This is a genomic window from Pectobacterium colocasium, from assembly GCF_020181655.1.
GTDB classification, from domain to species: Bacteria; Pseudomonadota; Gammaproteobacteria; order Enterobacterales; family Enterobacteriaceae; genus Pectobacterium; species Pectobacterium colocasium.
This window is the reverse complement of record NZ_CP084032.1, coordinates 4,481,214-4,501,359: the sequence shown is the minus strand read 5'-3', so window position 1 is coordinate 4,501,359 and position 20,146 is coordinate 4,481,214. Positions and strand designations below refer to the sequence as shown.

Sequence of the window (20,146 nt, the reverse complement as noted above, 5' to 3'; positions counted from 1 at the left end):
TGTCGAGGATATCATTAAAACATAACCGCACGACATGGTGCGCAAGGCGATAATGAAGCACAACGATGATTATTCTGTGAGCTATGTATCGCTTAGCGTCTGAGTATTCGTAGACACTAATAACGGACGCATTTATTTTTGAACACTCTATTTTAGTTTTTTGAAAGTAAACGTTTTTTCTCTTCTGGCATCAGCCTTGCTTATTCCTGTTGGATAATAAAATACACAGGAAGATATGCGAATCATGAATAGAACCACTCTGGCGATAATGATTACCTCTATTTTTATGATAAACCCCGCACAGGCAGCTGTTCCTGAAGCTCATGAATTTAACACCATCAATATATTTACTCGCGATACAGTCATTAAAAATTTAAAAAAAGATCATCCAAGGTTATTGATGAATGAAGAGGATATAAAAAATATTAAAGCGCAGGCTAAAAGTGATGAGGGCATGAAAAAACTGGTTGATGAAGTTGTCAGAAGGGCGGAGGAAAGCCTTAAGGAACCTGCCATTCATTATAAATTGACTGGAAATGATGCATCACCTTCATTACTGGATACCTCACGCAAAGCCATCAAGATTATCTTAGATAATGCTTTTTCGTGGCAAATCACTGGCGATGCGCGTTTCGCTAACAAAGCCAAAGAAACCATGATGGCAATTTCTGGTTTCCCTGATTGGAATGCGAAATCCCGCTTTCTTGATGCTGGCGAAATGATGTTTGCCGTTGCTATCGGCTATGACTGGCTTTATAGCCAACTCTCCTCCGAAGAAGAAAAGAAAATTCGGGAAGCGTTGCTTGAGAAAGGTATTAACTGGGGGGTAAAGGCTTATGCTGAAAAAAATCCCGCGGCGTCCAGTCTGGGTTTTCCGTGGTGGGCAACCAACTGGAATGAGGTTTGTAACGGTGGGGTACTCGCCGCCGTTCTCGCAACGGCCGATTATTATCCCGAACAGGCACAAGCGTTACTCAACACGATTATCCCCTCGCTGAAAATGGGGCTGGATGCTTATAAACCTGACGGTGCCAGTGCCGAATGCCCTATTTACTGGAGCTACGGTATAACCTATCGCATTCTCGCGCAGGAAATGCTGAACAGCGCGTTTGGTCAGGATTATGGTTTATCGTCTGATGCGGTTCTGGAAAAAACGCCCTGGTATCGTTTTGCTATAGAAGGTTTCTCGGGGCAGGGGTTTAACTATGGTGATGCGGTAGAAGATCAGGGCTATACACCCGCTTACGCATGGTTTGGCAATCGCTATAAACAAGACCTGATTATTGATGCTGCCAGAGGACAAATGCAGAAAGCGCTGGCGCGCTCGGCGGAAGGGAAAGCGTGGGGAGAATTCGATCGCTTTCTGCCGTTATTTGCGCTGTGGTATCCGCAAGCGGTTAATGTCAGTCGCGCAACGACACAAGATAACTTTTTGTTTCATGGACCCTCGGCTCTTTTTATTTATAAAAAGCGATTTTCAGATGAGGGAAATGTCTGGTTAGGCATTAAGTCTGGTGACAATAAAGCGAATCATGCCCATCAGGATCTTGGCTCTTTTGTTCTGGAATATGATGGCATTCGCTGGGCTAACGATCTCGGTAAAGATTATTACAATCTCCCCGGTTATTTTGATGGTGCTGTGCGGCCGCTGTATTTCCGCGTGTCTGCGTTGAGCCATAACACTCTCACCTTTGATGGAGAAAATCAGAGTCCTGACGGTGTGGCGACATTAATGTGGGATGAAAAGCAATCAACGGCAATGCTTGAGTTAACGCCTGCCTATCCTCATGTTGCGGAAAAAATAACCAGAGCATTCCGATTAGATGGAAAGAAAATAACAATTAGCGACTCAATACAGGGGATCTATAGCCCAAAAATATACCGCTGGGCGATGGTGACAACTGCCGAGATCAATATTACTGGCAACACTGCACTGTTGACCAAAGATGGCAAGACTATCAGGGTGATGAAACATGATGACTCTGCTGAATTTCGCGTGCTATCGACAACTCCAGCCGATAGCCGACAGAAGGACAATGCAGGGACATCCATGCTGGCAGTACAAAAGACAATACCTGCAAAATCTGATTATAGAATCGCTATCACGATTGTTCCGTGATTTCTGTAATCTGCTCTCAATCGACGAAAAGGAAAGGGTTTATGGATAGCTTATGGAGTAGGAAAAAAAATACATTTTTCTTAATAATGATGTTGTTGAGTCTATTTCTGTGTGGCCTAAAAGTCAGCCATGCGTCAAGTAACGATAAAGCCTTCCTGCACCCGGGTATGCTTTATACACAAACCGATCTGGAACGGATGAAGGCGGGAGTCGATAGTAAACAAGACCCTTGGTATACGGATTGGCAACTGCTGCAATCTCACTATTTGGCAAGCTCCACGTATTTGGTCACGCCAAAAGCGGTGGTATACCGGAACGATCCGACGAATGGCAATGTGGGAAATGGCGAGTTACAGAATAGTGCTTCAGCCGCCTTGTCCCTCGCAGTTGAATGGGCGATAACAAAGAATCCCGCTTATTCTAGTGCGGCGATAAAAATTCTTAACGGCTGGTCAACGACGTTGACGGCAATTAAGGGTAACGACGCACAGCTTGCCGCCAGCCTGTATGGTTATAAATTGCTTAATGCGGCTGAAATTCTGCGTTACACCGACAGTGGTTGGTCGTCGGCTGATATTGCGCAGTTTAGTAAAATGATGACCAGCGTATTTTACCCATTAACCCGTACGTATGGTCAGGTAAATGGCGGCTGGGCCAATGGCAATTGGGACGCGGCCGACACGGTATTTAACCTGAGCTTAGGCGTATGGCTGAACGATGCCGAAATATATAACGACGCAGTTAATTACTTTAAGCAGGGCGAGGGTAATGGCTCGGTTATCCATTATGTACAAAATGAAAATGGCCAATTACAGGAAAGTGGCCGCGATCAGGCGCATGCACAAGGGGGATTAGGCTTATTAGTGATGGCGGCGCAGATTGGCTATAACCAGCGCCAGTATCATACAAGCGGTGCAGATATGGTGAGCTACCCGAATAATAGCTATCCGCTTGTTAAGGCGGCGGAATACACCGCGAAATATAATCTGGGATATACGGTGCCCTATACGCCGATTCCTGGTAAAGGCTATACGCTTGCGGATATGGGAAAGGGAAACTCATGGACACCAGGCTTAACGATATCTCCACGTTTTCGCGGAGAATTCAGGCCAATATATCGGGGGATTTTCAGCTTATTCACCGCCGCTGGTGTGTCTGAAACCAAGCTTCCTTACACGAAAGACGTCATCAGCCGTATGCCGATAGGTAAATTCTATTTTGATCATCCCTCGTATGAAGGGCTGATTAATGCCACGGAGGCGTCCGCCTCAAGCCCGATGTTTATCGTTCTGCAATCGGTCAGTAAATCGAGAAATCAGGATAATACCGGGACGCTGGCTACGGTTACTGGCGAATCAACGCCCATTATTGTTAATGGCGTAAATCCATCGGTAACCAGTGGCATTCAGGTGGTTTACCTTAATCAAAATAGATTCGCTTTTCGCTCAATACAGACGGGGAAATATATTTCTGCCACCGCTGACGGGCATTTAGTGGCGTCTGCCAACAAGGTGACCGACAGCGAATCTTTTATTTATACCGACTCCGGAAACGGTAATGGAACGTTATTCGCGGTGTCGAATAAGCGTTTCATCATTATGGATCCTGACACCTATCAAATTTCAGCGACCGGAACAGGCGTTAATAATGATAATGGTCGGTGGGTGATGTTATATCCCGACCCGACAGCGTTAGGTGTCGTTAAGTAATCGCCGAACATGGAACCAGAGTTAACCTCTGGTTCCGTCATTCCTCAAGGCAACATCCCGTTCTGATTTTTCGAACAGAGCGGTGAGTTTTTTGCGCTATCTTATTTGCCACCGCCCGTTACACTTTCCTTATCAAAAACGCGGGAGGAAATAACATGATCTATTTACGTCAAGCGCAAGATCGCGGGCATGCGAATCACGGCTGGCTCGACAGCTGGCACACGTTTTCATTTGCCGATTATTACGATCCTGATTTCATGGGATTTTCGGCACTGCGCGTCATTAATGAAGACGTTATCGAAGGCGGTCAGGGTTTTGGCACACATCCGCATAAAGATATGGAAATTCTGACCTATGTTTTATCCGGTGCCGTTGAGCATCAGGACAGCATGGGAAATAAAGAGCAGGTGCCAGCGGGTGAATTCCAGATTATGAGTGCGGGCACGGGGATTCGTCACTCGGAATACAATGCCAGCAAGGACGAACCGCTGCATCTGTATCAAATCTGGATTATCCCGGAAAAAACCGGGCTGACGCCGCGCTACGAGCAGAAGCGCTTTGATGTGCAGCAAGGGCGCCAACTGGTACTGTCCCCGGATGCGCGTGAAGGCTCGCTGAAAGTCTTTCAGGACATGACGCTGTGGCGCTGGGCGCTGAAGGCGCAGGAGCAATCGGTGTATCAGATTCAGGCTGAACGCCGCGTCTGGGTGCAGGTGGTGCGCGGTACGGTAGAGATTAACGGCCAGAAAGCGGAAACCAGCGATGCGTTTGCTGTCTGGGACGAAACGGCGATCTCCGTCCACGCCAGTGAGGACAGCGAAATCCTGCTGTTTGATTTGCCGCCGCTATAAGGATGGCTAAGTCATAACGGAAAAGCCTGCGTAGGAAAGACGCGGGCTTGAGGTTGCTGACAAAGTCCATAGAGCGGGAGTAACGGATAGATCGTAAAGACGCTGTGAATACATCCCTGTACGCTCGGCTTGCGCCATCCCTGGCGCAAACGCTTTACTCTTCTATTCCGTTACTCCCGTTTTCATTCGGCAAATAGGTTTGTCAACGGTCTGAAGCCCGCGTAGGAAAGACGCGGGCTTTTTACTTTCTTAAAAGCCTCACGTTATCATGCAGATTCTGCCCCTTTGCCTTTACTTTCTTCATGTTTTTTTTGCTAGACTTAGATTACTGTTTTTCAGGCATTTTTAGTCGACGATGAAGAAGAAAAGACCCGTTCTCCAGGACGTTGCGGACCGCGTTGGGATTACCAAAATGACGGTAAGCCGTTATTTGCGTAATCCCGCTCAGGTATCCGCCGCATTGCAGGAAAAGATCGCTATTGCATTGGATGAGCTGGGCTATATCCCCAATCTCGCGCCGAATATGCTCGCCAGCTCCACCAGCCGGGCGATTGGCGTGCTGCTGCCGTCATTGACCAATCAGGTTTTCGCCGAGGTATTGCGCGGGATTGAACGCACGGCGGAAGCGCACGGCTACCAGACCATGCTGGCGCACTATGGCTATCATCCTGACAGAGAAGAACAGCGTCTGACCTCATTGCTGTCGTATCACATCGACGGGCTGATTTTGGCTGAACGTACCCATACGCCGCGCACGCGCCAGATGCTGGACGTCGCGGGTATTCCGGTGGTGGAGTTGATGGATTCTGTCTCACCCTGTCTGGATATGGCCGTCGGGTTCGATAATGTTGAAGCCGCCCGCCAGATGACGCTGCGTATGGTCGCGCTGGGGCACAGCCATATCGTTTATCTCGGCGCGCGGCAGGATGAGCGTACGATCATGCGCTGTCGAGGCTATGAACAAGCGATGTGGGAAAGCGGGCTCAAGAGCTATTGCGTGATGAGCGAGCGAGCCTCTTCCTATTCGCTCGGTGGTGAACTGCTGCGGCAGACGCAGGCGGAATACCCGCAGGTCGACAGCGTATTTTGTACCAATGATGATTTAGCCGTTGGTGCGATGTTTGAATGCCAACGACAGGGATTGCGCGTGCCGGAAGATATCGGCGTAGCGGGTTTTCACGGGCACGACATCGGCCAGGCGATGGTGCCGAAGTTGGCTAGCGTATTGACGCCGCGTGAGCACATGGGGCGCATCGGTACCGAGCGTTTGCTGGCTCGTCTGCGTGGCGAGCCAGTTGCGCAGGGTATGGTCGATGTCGGTTTTACCGTGCTGGACGGCGAAAGCCTTTAAGCGGCTGCGTTAGCTTGCCGCGCGCAGTGCGTCAACGCAGCGCTGTACGACGTCTTCGCGGCTGCCATCAATATCGACCTTCAGGACATCCGGTTCATCGCTACCCGGTTCTTCCAACGCATCGAACTGGCTTTTCAGCAGTTCCGTCGGCATGAAGTGGCCTGCTCTGGCTTTGTGGCGCTCCAGAACCAGCTCAAAGCTGCCTTTCAAATAGATAAACACCATCTTTTCGTTCCCTGCGCGCAGGCGGTCACGGTAACGCTTTTTCAGCGCGGAACAGACGATGATGCCGGTCTCGTTTTTGTGTGCCAGGCTGTAGGCGACATCACTAAGGCGTTCCAGCCACGGTGCGCGATCGTCATCGTTCAACGGCGTGCCGCTGGCCATTTTCTGGATATTCGCGCGTGGATGCAGATCGTCGCCGTCAATAAATTTTGCCTGAATGGCGCGGCCAAGTTCAGCGCCAACTGAGGATTTTCCACTGCCTGATACGCCCATCAGAATAATGCTTCGACCTGACATAATTTGATCTCTATCTCAAAATGTAAATTAAATGATGCTTAATGGTTCCACACTTTAACATGTTACCCGTATCATGTTACCGGTATCAAATGATGATGTGATACACCTCACAAACAATCAGCTAACCCAGACCGAGTGCCCTAAAGAGATTATTAACGATGACAGAAATCACCTCCGCTTATAGCGCCAGTGTGTTATTGACCATTGCCGCTGGTGCAGTCGCACTGCTACTGGTGCTGATTATGCGCTTCCGCGTTCACGCGTTTTTGGCGCTGACGCTGGTGAGCCTAATCACGGCGCTGGCGACGAAAACCCCTTTTGAGAAACTTGTACCTACGCTGCTCAGCGGTTTCGGCAGCACGTTGGCCTCCGTTGCTCTGCTGGTTGGTCTGGGGGCAATGATTGGCCGCCTGCTGGAAGTGACTGGCGGCGCAAATGTGCTGGCGGATACGCTAATCAATAAATTTGGTGAGAAACGTGCGCCTTTCGCGCTGGGGCTTGCCTCTCTGCTGTTCGGCTTCCCGATCTTTTTCGATGCCGGGCTGATCGTGATGTTGCCGATTATTTTCAGCGTGGCGAAAAGGTTTGGCGGTTCAACGCTGACCTACGCGTTCCCTGCTGCGGGCGCATTTGCCGTGATGCACGCCTTGCTGCCGCCGCATCCCGGTCCGGTTGCGGCCAGTGAGCTGCTGGGTGCCAATATTGGCCTGCTGGTGCTGGTCGGCGCTGTGATTGCTTACCCGACCTGGTATCTGGGCGGTTATTTGTTTGGTCTGTGGGCTGGTAAGAAATTCCATTTGCCGCTGCCGTCGACTTTCCTGACTGAAGTCAAAGCGGATGAGAAGCATACGCCGCCGGCGTTTGGCGTGGTGATGTGGGTGCTGTTGCTGCCGCTGATCCTGATCTTCCTCGATACCGGGCTGAATACTCTGACGGTGATGGGTGTCATCAGTGGCGATAGCGGTCTGGTGCAGTTCCTGCGTATGTTGGGGAAAACGCCGATTGCTCTGCTGATTACGGTCTTGTTCGCCATGATTATGTTTAGCGGTCAGCATAGCCGTAGACACCTTGAGAAAATCTGTGAAGGTGCGCTGGGTCCGGTGTGTTCGATTATTCTGGTAACTGGTGCGGGTGGCATGTTCGGTGGCGTTCTGCGTTCCAGTGGTATTGGTGACGCGCTGTCGGGTGCGCTGGCGGATACAGGTATGCCGGTGATTGTGGCGGCGTTTGTGGTGTCTGCTGCTCTGCGTGTAGCACAGGGTTCTGCAACGGTGGCGCTGACGACGACGGCGGCGCTGATGGCACCTGCGGTGGCAGCGACTCCCGGCCTCAGCCAGTTCGATCTCTGCTTTATCGTGGTGGCAATTGCTGGTGGTGCGACCGTGCTGTCGCATGTGAACGATTCAGGCTTCTGGCTGGTTGGTCGTTTCCTCGAAATGGATGAGAAAACGACGTTGAAAACCTGGACGGTGATGGAAACGCTGCTCGGCACCATCGCGTTCCTGATAGCGGTGATAGGCAGTATCTTGCTCTGATGTGTTTAACCCCTCCCTCTTACAAGGGAAGGTTTTGACATTAATCCGGCGTAAAAATTATGCAGCGGTGATCATGAGCACCGAGTGAGCGGCATGGATGCCGCGAAAGCCAGTGCGGCGTCGGGAACGCCTCACTGGTGGCTCGAAGGGTGATCATGAACGCCGATGGCACCGCGTAGCGGCATGATTTAGCCGGAAGCATGGGTTCGCAGGGCGGCGGCGACTGAGCGCCCTGCGTCGGGCGCGTGCTACGGAGTAGTATGGAAATTACGGCGTTCTCGCGCACGAAACCGTCTCTTAGTCGGCATAAAAAATGTGACTAAGACACAGAGGGAAACGGAGCAGTTATAACTTCATATAAGCACGCACGCCGTCGAGGAACATCTGCGTCGACAGCATCACCAGAATCAGCCCCATCAATTTCTCCAGCGCGCTCACGCCTTTCTCACCCAGCAAACGCAAGAACACATTGGACATCAGCAGGATAATGAAAGAGATACTCCAGGCGATAAGCAGCGCCAGCGTCAGGTGGGGGAGCTGATTAGGGTACTGGTGGGAAAGTAGCATCAGTGCCGCCAGGATCGACGGCCCCGCCACCAGTGGAATCGCCATGGGCACCAGAAACGGCTCTTCACCGGCTGGCAGACCGCTGCTGTTGCCTTCCTGTGAGGGGAAAATCATACGAATCGCGATGAGGAACAGCACGATTCCGCCGGAAATGGACACGGTTTCGGTACGCAGATTCAGGAACGCCAGAATACGTTCACCCGCGAACAGGAAAATCAGCATCAGTCCGAGCGCGATCAGCATTTCACGGATCAGCACCACGCGTCGGCGTTTGGGGTCGAGATGCTTGAGGACGGACATAAAAATCGGCAGGTTGCCGAGTGGATCCATAATGAGCAACAGCAGCACCGTTGCTGAGATCATTTCTGTCATGTTGGTTTTTTACTCCCGAAACCTTGTTTCCTGACCTGGGCCATCTTCACGGGCGGGTCAACGTGATTATCCTGTGCCAGGTCGATGATATTAGAATGACTGCTGAAAAATGCCGTACTATCGAATAAATTCACTTGCGACTTGATGTACATTTTGTAAGGCTGAATGACACAATTATTTACGGGTTTACGACACGACACGCGCACCCTCTGCGGCAGATCACTGAGTCAGCAATAACCAGGCGCTATCGACGTTAGCCACAATTCTTTTTGTTACCCCCAAAGCAGGACAGTTACCATGAAAAATGTTGGTTTTATTGGCTGGCGCGGTATGGTCGGCTCGGTTCTCATGCAGCGCATGGTGGAAGAACGCGACTTTGATGTGATTCACCCGGTATTCTTCTCGACTTCTCAGCACGGCGAACCTGCTCCGGCGTTGGGCGGTCATCAAGGCGTGTTGCAGGATGCTTATAATATCGAAGCTCTGCGCGCGCTGGACATCATCATTACCTGTCAGGGCGGCGATTATACCAATGAAGTCTACCCGAAGCTGCGTGAAAGTGGCTGGCAGGGCTATTGGATCGATGCCGCATCCTCGCTGCGTATGAAAGATGACGCGATTATTATTCTGGATCCGGTTAACCACGGGGTGATTCAGCAGGGGCTGGATAAAGGCATCAAAACCTTTGCTGGCGGTAACTGTACTGTCAGCCTGATGCTGATGTCGTTGGGCGGCTTGTTTGCCAACAATCTGGTGGAGTGGGTTTCTGCCGCGACGTATCAGGCTGCTTCTGGCGGTGGTGCGCGTCACATGCGTGAGCTGCTGACCCAGATGGGCGCGCTGCACGGTGAAGTGGCGAAAGAGCTACAGGACCCGGCGTCTGCGATTCTGGATATCGAGCGTAAAGTCACCGCGCTGACCCGTAGCGGTTCGCTGCCAACCGATAATTTCGGTGTGCCATTGGCGGGCAGCCTGATTCCGTGGATCGACAAACAACTGGATAACGGCCAGAGCCGCGAAGAGTGGAAAGGTCAGGCGGAAACCAACAAAATTCTGGGCACCAGTAGCGTCATTCCTGTCGATGGTCTCTGCGTGCGCGTCGGCGCACTGCGCTGCCACAGCCAGGCATTCACCATCAAACTGAAGAAAGACGTGGCGCTGCCGGAAATCGAACAGCTGCTGGCCACGCACAACGACTGGGTGAAAGTGGTGCCGAACGATCGTGACATCACCATGCGTGAACTGACGCCTGCTGCGGTAACGGGCACGCTCTCTACGCCAGTGGGTCGTCTGCGTAAGCTGAACATGGGGCCGGAATACCTGTCCGCCTTTACGGTTGGCGATCAGCTGCTGTGGGGAGCCGCTGAACCGCTGCGCCGTATGCTGCGCATCCTGCTGTAGTTATCTTGCTATAGTCTTCCTGCTTTTCTGGCGCAGCATCGGTTGGTGTTGCGTCAGTCTCTACGCGTATTGCTTCACTCGTATCTCTTCGGGCACCATGACGGGTATCACTCACTGATATTTTCAGCAAAGAACCAGACCTCTTTGTCGCAGACACTGGTTTAGTTGCTCCACTTTATCTTTAGCTGTCGTGGTGCAGATAAAACGTGGATTTTCATGTAAATAGACGTCGCCGTTCTGAAGTAATCCTACTTCAAGCAACTGCAATTTGGCTTGTTGTAACTGTTGCTGTAACACTGGTAGGTAAAAACCGGATGCATCATAAAAGAATTCTTCAGGCGTGATGTCTCCGATTGGAAAACCCTGTTCGTCAAACAAACTGTCCACCGATAACGCGATCCCGGCTTGCTTAATAGGGATTAACGCCTCCAGAGCCCGAAGATCAAATTCTTTCCATTCGATATAACAAAGAAAATCTTCCCCCAATAAATCATCCAGCCAATAGATCTGTGCATATTCGCCATGCGACTTATTCAATGCTGGCGTAATGATGTCCTGTGCTGAAAACCCAGGTACTGCCTGTTCAAATGCGGCATAAAGTGAAGTATCGGTCATAATAATTCCTTGTATTAGTAAACTTATTCTTCTCTGTCATCACGCCACGCTATCCAGCTGTTCCAATACCTGACGGGGTGAAATCAGCGGGACACGTACTTCTACCCGGGTGAATTTATCCGCTTCGCTGACGACGGTGATGCCATAGCGGTTGCCGTAGCGTGCTTTGATCCGGCGGTCGACCAAATTCATGCCTAGTCCATCACCGCCGCTGCGGGGCTGATAGGTGCCGGCGTTATCTTCCACTGACAGCTCCAGCGTGTTGGCGTGCAGGCGTCCGCTGATGTGGATGTGCCCGCTTTCAATCATTTGTGAGATACCGTGCTTAATCGCATTTTCGACGATGGGTTGCAGGGAAAACGCCGGCAAGCGAGCCTCACGCAGGGCTTCCGGTAGTGAAATATCTACCGTCAGATGATCGGCAAAGCGTGCTTTCTCGATTTCGAGATAAGCGTTAACGTGCTCCAGCTCGTCATTGAGCGAGACTTCATCGTTGCTGCGCTTGAGGTTTTTACGGAAAAACGTCGATAGAGACAGCACCAACTGGCGGGCATGAGCGGGATCGCGTCGTATCACGGCGGACAATGTATTCAGCGCGTTGAACAGAAAATGGGGGTTGACCTGCGCGTGCAGCAGCTTGATTTCCGATTGGGCCAGCAGCTGTTTTTGCTGCTCAAAACGGCCTGTCAGAATCTGTGCAGAAAGCAGGTGGGCAATCCCTTCCCCTAGCGTACGGTTAATGCTGGAAAATAGCTTATTTTTGGGCTCATAAAGCTTGATCGTGCCGACAACGCGCTGATCTTCGCCCCGCAACGGGATCACCAGCGTGGAACCGAGTTTGCAGTGTGATGACACCGAACAGGTATAAGACACCTCGTTGCCGTCGGCATACACCACCTGATTGTTGTCTATCGCCCGACGCGTGTGTGATGAGGTGATAGGCGCACCGACATTGTGGTGATCATCGCCCAATCCGATGAAGGCCAGCAGTTTGTCGCGATCGGTAATCGCCACGGCACCGACCCCCAGTTCTTCATACAAAATACGGGCAACGCGCATACTGTTTTGCGGGTTGAACCCCTGGCGCAGCGCCCCTTCGGCGCGGGCGGCGATTTGCAGCGCTTTGGCGGAAAATGCAGAGGTGTATTTTTCAAAAATGGCGCGTCTGTCGAGCAGAATGCGCATAAACATGGCGGAACCGACGGTATTGGTAATCATCATCGGTAGCGCGATATCTCTCACCAGCTCAACGGCGTTATCAAACGGACGAGCGACCAACAGAATAATCGCCATTTGCAGGCATTCCGCTACCAGTGCGGTCAGACCGACGACGAGGGGCTGAAACAGCAAATCGATACGATTGCGGCGTGCCAGATAGCGGTGTAACAGCCCGCCGAGCAGGCCTTCGGCAATCGTTGACAGCATACAGGCCAGCGCGGTCATACCGCCCATCGAATAGCGGTGTAACCCGCCCGTTAACCCAACGAGAAAACCAACGGAAGGGCCGCCCAGCATGCCCCCGAGCACGGCACCCGTCGCGCGGGTATTGGCAATCGAATCGTCTATATGCAGGCCGAAATAGGTTCCCATAATGCAAAACACGGAAAACACCAGATAGCACACCAGCTTGTGCGGCAGACGGATAGTGACCTGCATCAGCGGGATAAATAGCGGTGTCTTGCTGAGCAAATAGGCGATAACCAGATAAACACACATCTGCTGTAACAGGGAAAGAATCAGATCAACCTGGCTAACCATGGGCGGGGTCTCGTCATACATCGGTCAACATACATAATCCGCCAAATTGTACTGCTTTTTGCCAGCGGACGAATCGATCTTTAAACAAAAGATGCTAATTATCTCGTGTCATAACTTATTCATATAAATATAAACGGAAAAATTTCATCAGTTCTCTGATATTTCTCCGTTCTTTGACTACGCTGAATTAGGGGGCGTGGCTCAAGAACTCTTTCATACTATTCATTATTTTTACACGTCGCCGTTATTCATTAGCAAGCTAATAACCCGTTATTTTTATTGATTTTTTGTTAAAAATAAGTAGCGGGAGAATATAAGTGCAACCTAATGCGCTTTTATATTACTTATTTATTTAATTCAAATGGTTAATCAGAGGATGGATACCATGTCAGCGTTTTCTGATGCGATTAATTCACTTATTTCCGGGCATTACGCCGATCCGTTTTCGCTGTTAGGTATGCATCATTCTTCTAAAGGCCTTGAAGTTCGGGCACTGCTGCCGGATGCGCAGGCAGCCTGGGTGGTTGATGCCAGCAATGGACGAAAAATTGTCGAGCTGGAACGTATAGACGAACGCGGTTTTTTTTGTGGTCTGGTGCCGCGCCGGAAAAATGCCTTCCGTTATCAATTGGCCGTGACCTGGCGTGAAGAAACCTGGGTGATTGAAGATCCTTACCGCTTTGGCCCGCTGTTGCAGGATATGGACATTTGGCTGTTGGCCGAAGGTACCCACCTGCGGCCTTACGAGCGATTAGGCGCCCATCTGGAAACATTGGACGGGGTAGAAGGGACGCGTTTTGCCGTCTGGGCGCCGAATGCACAACGCGTTTCAGTGGTGGGGCAGTTTAATTTCTGGGACGGTCGACGCCATCCGATGCGGCTGCGTAGAGAAAACGGCATTTGGGAACTGTTTCTGCCCGATGTGAAAGCGGGGCAGCTCTACAAATATGAAATGATCGACAGCCACGGGAACGTCCGGTTAAAGGCCGACCCGTATGCGTTTGAAGCACAGATGCGCCCCGATACCGCATCGCTGATTACGCCACTGCCTGAGAAAGTCCCGACCTGCGATGCCCGGCGTGAGGCGAACAGCCTGCGTTCACCGATCTCCATTTATGAAGTTCATCTCGGTTCCTGGCGGCGGCATACGGATAACAATTTCTGGCTGAGCTATCAGGATCTGGCGAAGCAACTGATTGATTACGTGCAGTATATGGGCTTCACGCACGTGGAGCTGATGCCGATTAACGAACATCCGTTCGACGGTAGCTGGGGTTATCAACCGCTGGGGCTCTATGCGCCAACGCGCCGTTTCGGCACTGCGCAGGAGTTCAGAGCGTTTGTTGATGCGCTCCATGACGCGGGCATTAACGTCCTGCTGGACTGGGTGCCGGGGCACTTTCCCGGCGACGAATACGGTCTGGCACAGTTTGACGGCACCGCGCTGTATGAATATGCCGATCCGCGCGAAGGCTATCATCAGGACTGGAACACGCTGATTTATAACTATGGCCGCCATGAGGTGCGTAACTATCTGGCGGGTAACGCACTGTTCTGGATGGAACGTTATGGCATCGACGGGCTGCGGGTGGACGCCGTGGCTTCCATGATTTACCGCGACTACAGCCGTAGCGAAGGACAATGGGTGCCGAACCATTACGGCGGTAAAGAGAATCTCGAAGCGATCGCGTTTCTGCGCTACACCAACCACATGCTGGGACATGCGGCACCCGCGGCGATCACGCTGGCCGAAGAGTCTACCGATTATCCGGGCGTGACGCTGCCGCCAGACTGCAACGGTTTAGGATTTCACTACAAATGGAACATGGGCTGGATGCACGACACGCTGGCCTATATGCAGCACGATCCGGTTCACCGCAAATATCATCACGATTTGCTGACATTCGGCATGTTGTACGCCTACAGCGAGAACTTCGTGCTGCCGCTGTCTCACGATGAGGTGGTGCACGGTAAGCGTTCGCTGCTGGATCGCATGCCCGGCGATGCCTGGCAGAAATTTGCCAATTTACGCGCCTATTACGGCTTTATGTGGGCGTATCCCGGCAAGAAGCTGCTGTTTATGGGCGGCGAATTTGCGCAAGGTCGTGAATGGAACCACGACGCCAGTCTGGACTGGCATTTGCTGGATGAGCCGGAAGGCTGGCACCGGGGCGTGCAGACGTTGGTACGCGATCTCAACCATTGCTATCGCCAACAGCCGCCGTTGTATCAGCTGGATTTTCAGCCGCAGGGCTTTGAATGGCTGGTGGTAGATGACCGGGAAAACTCGGTCTTTGCCTTTGTGCGGCGTGACGAGCAGGGCAACGAAGTGCTGGTGGTCAGCAATTTCACGCCAGTTCCACGCTATGGATACCGCATCGGTATTAACCAACCCGGTGGTTGGCGGGAAGTGATCAACACGGATTCTGGCTATTACAACGGCAGCAATCTGGGCAATGTCGGAACGATTTACAGCGAGGAATGGGGCAGCCATCAGCGTCAGCATTCTCTTGTGCTGACCATTCCGCCGCTTGCCACGCTGTATCTGGTGAAGGAGGCGTGAATGGCGGAATTACAGACGGGTAAGCCGACGCCGCTGGGAGCCAGTTTTGATGGACAGGGCGTGAACTTCGCGCTGTTTTCGGCGGATGCCGAGCGGGTCGAACTGTGTGTCTTTGATGAACGTCAGCAGGAACAGCGCATCGAGCTGACTGCACGCAGCGGCGATATTTGGCACGGTTACCTGCCCGCTGCACAGCCGGGGCTACGCTATGGTTTCCGGGTCGACGGGCCGTTTGAACCGTCACAGGGGTTACGTTTCAACCCGTATAAGCTGCTGTTGGATCCTTACGCGCGTCAGCTTGACGGCTGGGTGGTGGATGATGAGTGTCTGCAAGGCGGGATTGATGAACGTGATGAATGCGATAGCGCTGACATCATGGCGAAGTGCGTGGTCACGGCTGAGGATTACGACTGGCAGGATGACCAACATCCGCAAACGCCCTGGAATCAGACGGTGATCTATGAGGCGCACGTTCGCGGGCTGACGCAGTTGCACCCTGATATTCCCGAAGACATTCGCGGTAGCTATGCCGCATTGGGTCATCCGGTGATGATTGATTATCTGACGTCACTCGGCATTACCGCGCTGGAGTTACTCCCGGTACAGCAACATGCTGATGAACCCCGGCTTCAGCAACTGGGGCTGCGTAACTACTGGGGCTATAACGTGCTGCTGCCGTTTGCCGTGGATAACAGTCTGGCCGCAGGTGACGACGCGCTGAATGAATTTCGTGATGCGGTGAAAGCGCTGCATCACGCGGGGATCGAGGTCATTCTGGATGTGGTGTTCAACCACAGCGCCGAACTGGACGTTGAAGGCCCCACGTTGTGCCAGCGCGGTATCGATAACCGCAGCTATTACTGGCTGAATGAAAACGGTGAATATCATAACTGGACAGGCTGCGGCAATGTGCTGCGCCTGAACCATCCGGCGGTCATTGATTGGGTGATGGACTGCCTGCGCTTCTGGCGCGAGGTGTGCCACGTTGACGGTTTCCGCTTCGATCTGGCAACAGTGCTGGGGCGCACCCCGGATTTCACCGCCGCCGCGCCGCTGCTGTCCGCCATGAAACAGGATAGCCGCTTGCAGGGCTGCAAGCTGATTGCCGAACCGTGGGACATCGGGTATGGCGGTTATCAGCTCGGTCAGTTCCCGACACCGTTTGCCGAGTGGAGTGACCGCTACCGTGACGACATGCGCCGCTTTTGGCTGCATGGTGATATTTCTCTCGGCGCATTTGCCCGCCGCTTTGCCGCCTCCAGCGACATCTTCCAGCAGCATGACCGCCTGCCTTACGCCTCCGTTAATAAACTGACGGCTCATGACGGTTTTACGCTGCGCGATCTGGTGAGCTTCAACCACAAGCACAACGACGCCAATGGTGAAGGCAACCGCGACGGCACAGACAGCAATTTCAGCAATAACCACGGTACGGAAGGGCTGGAGGCGGATGACGACATCCTCCAGCGGCGGCTGGCCAGCCAGAAGGCGCTGCTGACGACGCTGATTTTGTCACAGGGAACGCCCATGCTGCTGGCGGGCGATGAGCTGGGGCACAGCCAGCAGGGCAACAACAATGCCTACTGTCAGGATAACGAACTGACCTGGCTGCACTGGGAAAACGCGAACCGCGAACTGCGCGAGTTTGTCGCCGGATTGATCCAACTGCGTCGCGCGATCCCTGCATTACAGCAGGAGACGTGGTGGCAAGAAGGGGACGGTGCAGTGCAGTGGTTGAACAGAGAAGGTCAGCCGTTGACGCCGCCGCAGTGGGAGCACGGGGAACATCAGTTACAGGTCTTACTGTCTGGTCGCTGGCTTGTGGTGTTTAACGCCAGCCTGCATGCCGGGGCGTTCGTTTTGCCAGAAGGCCACTGGCAGGTTTCACCGCCGTTTGATGAGACGAACCCGCCCGAGGGCGGAATGTGGCAAGGACAAGCGCAGGCCGTATGCGTCTTGATAAAGCAGATCGCCTAAGCGCAAGCCATTAAAAGAATAATCAGGAGATAGCCATGGTGAATAACGATAAGCATGACCCTCTGATGCTAGCAAGACAGCTCCCTCTGAAATCCGTGGCATTAATTCTGGCCGGAGGCCGTGGAACGCGACTAAAAGGGCTGACGGCGCTGCGTGCCAAGCCTGCCGTCCACTTTGGCGGCAAATTTCGCATTATTGATTTCGCGCTCTCTAACTGCCTGAATTCCGGTATCCGCCGTATTGGCGTGATTACGCAATATCAGTCGCATACGCTGGTGCAGCATATTCAGCGCGGCTGGTCATTTCTGAATGCAGAGATGAACGAATTTGTCGATTTGCTTCCCGCGCAGCAGCGTAACGCCACCGATCACTGGTATCGGGGAACCGCGGATGCGGTTTGTCAGAATCTCGACATCATTCGGCGCTACCGTGCGGAGTATGTTGTGATCCTCGCGGGCGATCACATCTACAAGATGGACTACTCGCGTATGCTCATCGATCACGTAGAGAAGGGCGCGGAATGTACCGTCGCTTGCCTGCCCGTGCCGCTGGAAGAAGCCAATGCTTTTGGCGTCATGAGCGTGGACAAACAGCACCGTATCCTCGATTTTGCCGAAAAGCCGGATAACCCGACGCCGATGCCGGATAACCCCGATATGGCGCTCGCGAGCATGGGGATCTATGTTTTTAATGCGGACTATCTTTATCAATTACTGGAATCGGATCATCACGCGACGGACTCTGCCCATGACTTTGGGCAGGATCTGATCCCGAAGATCGTCTCGCAGCGTCTGGCCTGGGCACACCCTTTTACGCTGTCTTGCGTCACCTCGGGCGAAGATGAACATCAGTATTGGCGGGATGTCGGCACGCTGGAAGCTTACTGGCGTGCCAATCTCGATTTGGCGTCAGTGACGCCGGAGCTGGATGTGTACGATCAGCACTGGCCGATTCGTTCCGCGATTGAATCACTGCCGCCTGCCAAATTTGTTCAGGACCGTTCTGGCAGCCACGGCATGACGATGAACTCGCTGGTATCCGGGGGCTGCATCGTCTCCGGTTCTGTTGTCACGCATTCCGTGCTGTTCCCACGCGTGCGGGTCAATTCATTTTGCAGTATCGATTCGACGGTAATTTTGCCGGATGTCAACGTAGGACGATCCTGTCGTTTACGCCGTTGCGTGATTGATCGCGCCTGCCACTTGCCGGAAGGCATGGTGATTGGTGAGAACGCGGAAGAGGATAGCCGCCGTTTTTACCGCTCGGAAGAGGGGATCGTGCTGGTCACGCGATCGATGTTGGAAAAGCTGTAAACACCAGGAACAAAACGGGAGTAATAATGCGGGTCTTACATGTTTGTTCAGAGCTTTTTCCACTGCTGAAAACCGGTGGACTGGCGGATGTGGCTGGTGCGTTGCCCGGCGCGCAGATTGCGGCGGGAATGGATGTCCGCGTCATCCTGCCCGCCTTCCCCGATCTGAAAAAAGGCATCGCCAACATACAGGTTGTACGGGAGTTGGATACCTTCGCCGGGCACGTCACGCTGCTATTCGGTCATTTTAACGGCGTCGGTATTTATTTGATTGATGTGCCCGAGCTGTATGAGCGTGCGGGCAGCCCTTATCACGACCCTGCGCTTTACGCTTATGCTGATAATTATCTGCGATTCGCGTTGTTGGGGTGGATGGGATGCGAAATGGCGTGCGGTCTGGATCACTATTGGCGGCCTGATATCGTGCATGCCCATGACTGGCACGCAGGGCTGACCTGCGCCTATCTGGCCGCGCGTAACCGTCCGGCGAAGTCGGTCTTTACCGTTCATAATCTGGCCTATCAGGGGTTATTCGATGCCCGGCATATGCCGGGTATTCAGTTGCCGAGCGAGTTCTTTCAGGTATACGGGCTGGAGTTTTACGGCCAGATTTCTTATCTCAAGGCAGGGCTGTACTACGCTGACCATATTACGACCGTGAGCCCAACCTACGCGCATGAGATTACGCTGCCAGCGTATGGTTACGGTATGGAAGGCTTGCTGAAGGCGCGTGAAGAGGAAGGACGCCTGTCCGGCATCCTCAATGGCGTAGACGAAACGATTTGGAATCCGGCGCACGATCCTTTACTCACTAGCCATTACACCCGAGATGCTTTAGCGGACAAAGCCGTCAACAAGCGGCATCTGCAAACGGCGATGGGCCTGAAGGTGGACGACAAGGCACCGGTTTTTGCCATCGTCAGTCGCCTGACTAGTCAGAAAGGGCTCGATATCGCGTTAAGTGCGATACCCGATTTGCTGGAGCAAGGCGGGCAGTTGGTGGTGCTGGGCGCAGGGGATGCCGATTTGCAGGAGGGCTTTCTGGCGGCGGCGGCGGAATATCACGGTCAGGTTGGGGTACAGATTGGCTATCACGAAGCCTTCTCACACCGCATTATTGGCGGCGCGGATGTCATCATGGTGCCGAGCCGATTTGAGCCTTGCGGGTTAACGCAGCTCTACGGCCTGAAATATGGCACGTTGCCGCTGGTGCGCCGAACCGGCGGGCTGGCGGATACGGTATCGGACTGTTCGCTGGAGAATCTGGCTGATGGGCTGGCAAGCGGGTTCGTCTTTAACGATTGCAGTGTGGGATCGCTATCCCGCGCGATTCGTCGTGTGTTTGTGTTGTGGTCCCGACCCACGTTATGGCGCTATGTGCAGCGTCAGGCGATGGCGATGGACTTTGGTTGGCAGGTTTCTGCTCAGGCTTATGGTGCGCTCTATCAACGCTTGTATACCCACTAGTTTTCCTGCTGCGCGTCATCCGCGTGC

At 52.8% G+C, this 20,146-nt stretch carries 14 protein-coding genes; 10 read left to right on the top strand and 4 right to left on the bottom strand.

Annotation, left to right across the window (positions count from 1 at the left end; all coding sequences use genetic code 11):
- The first annotated feature begins 244 nt into the window (after positions 1-244).
- From LCF41_RS20320 to gntR, 4 genes are all read left to right on the top strand, one after another.
- The gene (locus tag LCF41_RS20320; RefSeq protein WP_225086074.1) at positions 245-2,119 is read left to right on the top strand and encodes a heparinase II/III domain-containing protein; all 1,875 of its coding nucleotides are present in this window, start codon (positions 245-247) and stop codon (positions 2,117-2,119) included.
- A gap of 41 nt (positions 2,120-2,160) precedes the next feature.
- Positions 2,161-3,828 carry an alginate lyase family protein gene (locus LCF41_RS20315; protein ID WP_225086073.1) on the top strand — a complete coding sequence of 556 codons (1,668 nt, stop codon included), beginning with the start codon at positions 2,161-2,163 and terminating at the stop codon, positions 3,826-3,828.
- Between the two features lie 155 nt (positions 3,829-3,983).
- Positions 3,984-4,679, top strand: coding sequence for a pirin family protein (locus LCF41_RS20310; RefSeq protein ID WP_225086072.1), 696 nt, complete (start codon positions 3,984-3,986; stop codon positions 4,677-4,679).
- Positions 4,680-5,034: 355 nt separating this feature from the next.
- Positions 5,035-6,030 carry a gluconate operon transcriptional repressor GntR gene (gntR, locus tag LCF41_RS20305; RefSeq protein ID WP_225086071.1) on the top strand — a complete coding sequence of 332 codons (996 nt, stop codon included), beginning with the start codon at positions 5,035-5,037 and terminating at the stop codon, positions 6,028-6,030.
- Positions 6,031-6,039: 9 nt separating this feature from the next.
- Here gntR and LCF41_RS20300 read toward each other — a convergent pair whose 3' ends face one another.
- Positions 6,040-6,552 (bottom strand): gluconokinase, encoded by a 513-nt coding sequence (locus LCF41_RS20300; protein ID WP_225086070.1) that lies wholly within the window; start codon positions 6,550-6,552, stop codon positions 6,040-6,042.
- Positions 6,553-6,710: 158 nt separating this feature from the next.
- Between LCF41_RS20300 and LCF41_RS20295 the strand changes: the two genes are divergently transcribed.
- Complete coding sequence (locus LCF41_RS20295) at positions 6,711-8,087, top strand: GntP family permease (protein WP_225086069.1); 1,377 nt, start codon at positions 6,711-6,713, stop codon at positions 8,085-8,087.
- 345 nt (positions 8,088-8,432) lie between these two features.
- On the opposite strand, the gene LCF41_RS20290 is transcribed toward LCF41_RS20295, so the two are convergent.
- The gene (locus tag LCF41_RS20290) at positions 8,433-9,026 is read right to left on the bottom strand and encodes a YhgN family NAAT transporter (RefSeq protein ID WP_225086068.1); all 594 of its coding nucleotides are present in this window, start codon (positions 9,024-9,026) and stop codon (positions 8,433-8,435) included.
- A 297-nt stretch (positions 9,027-9,323) separates the two neighbouring features.
- On the opposite strand from LCF41_RS20290, the gene asd reads away from it, so the two are divergent.
- Positions 9,324-10,427, top strand: a complete 1,104-nt coding sequence (gene asd / locus LCF41_RS20285) for an aspartate-semialdehyde dehydrogenase (protein ID WP_180743315.1) — start codon at positions 9,324-9,326, stop codon at positions 10,425-10,427.
- Positions 10,428-10,550: 123 nt separating this feature from the next.
- On the opposite strand, the gene LCF41_RS20280 is transcribed toward asd, so the two are convergent.
- Entirely contained in the window at positions 10,551-11,042 is a 492-nt protein-coding gene (locus LCF41_RS20280; protein ID WP_225086067.1) for a hypothetical protein, read from the bottom strand.
- A 39-nt stretch (positions 11,043-11,081) separates the two neighbouring features.
- Entirely contained in the window at positions 11,082-12,800 is a 1,719-nt protein-coding gene (locus LCF41_RS20275) for a sensor histidine kinase (protein ID WP_225086066.1), read from the bottom strand.
- A 385-nt stretch (positions 12,801-13,185) separates the two neighbouring features.
- Here LCF41_RS20275 and glgB point away from each other — a divergent pair, with 385 nt between their 5' ends.
- Genes glgB through glgA form a run of 4 tightly spaced genes read left to right on the top strand, consistent with a single transcriptional unit; the run spans position 13,186 to position 20,119 of the window.
- Positions 13,186-15,363: a 1,4-alpha-glucan branching enzyme gene (glgB, locus tag LCF41_RS20270; RefSeq protein WP_225086065.1), complete on the top strand. Its 2,178-nt coding sequence runs from the start codon at positions 13,186-13,188 to the stop codon at positions 15,361-15,363.
- Positions 15,364-17,340, top strand: coding sequence for a glycogen debranching protein GlgX (gene glgX, locus LCF41_RS20265; RefSeq protein WP_225086064.1), 1,977 nt, complete (start codon positions 15,364-15,366; stop codon positions 17,338-17,340).
- Between the two features lie 35 nt (positions 17,341-17,375).
- On the top strand, positions 17,376-18,653 hold the full coding sequence (glgC, locus tag LCF41_RS20260) for a glucose-1-phosphate adenylyltransferase (protein ID WP_225086063.1): 1,278 nt from the start codon (positions 17,376-17,378) through the stop codon (positions 18,651-18,653).
- A 26-nt stretch (positions 18,654-18,679) separates the two neighbouring features.
- Positions 18,680-20,119 carry a glycogen synthase GlgA gene (gene glgA / locus LCF41_RS20255; RefSeq protein WP_225086062.1) on the top strand — a complete coding sequence of 480 codons (1,440 nt, stop codon included), beginning with the start codon at positions 18,680-18,682 and terminating at the stop codon, positions 20,117-20,119.
- Positions 20,120-20,146: the final 27 nt, after the last annotated feature.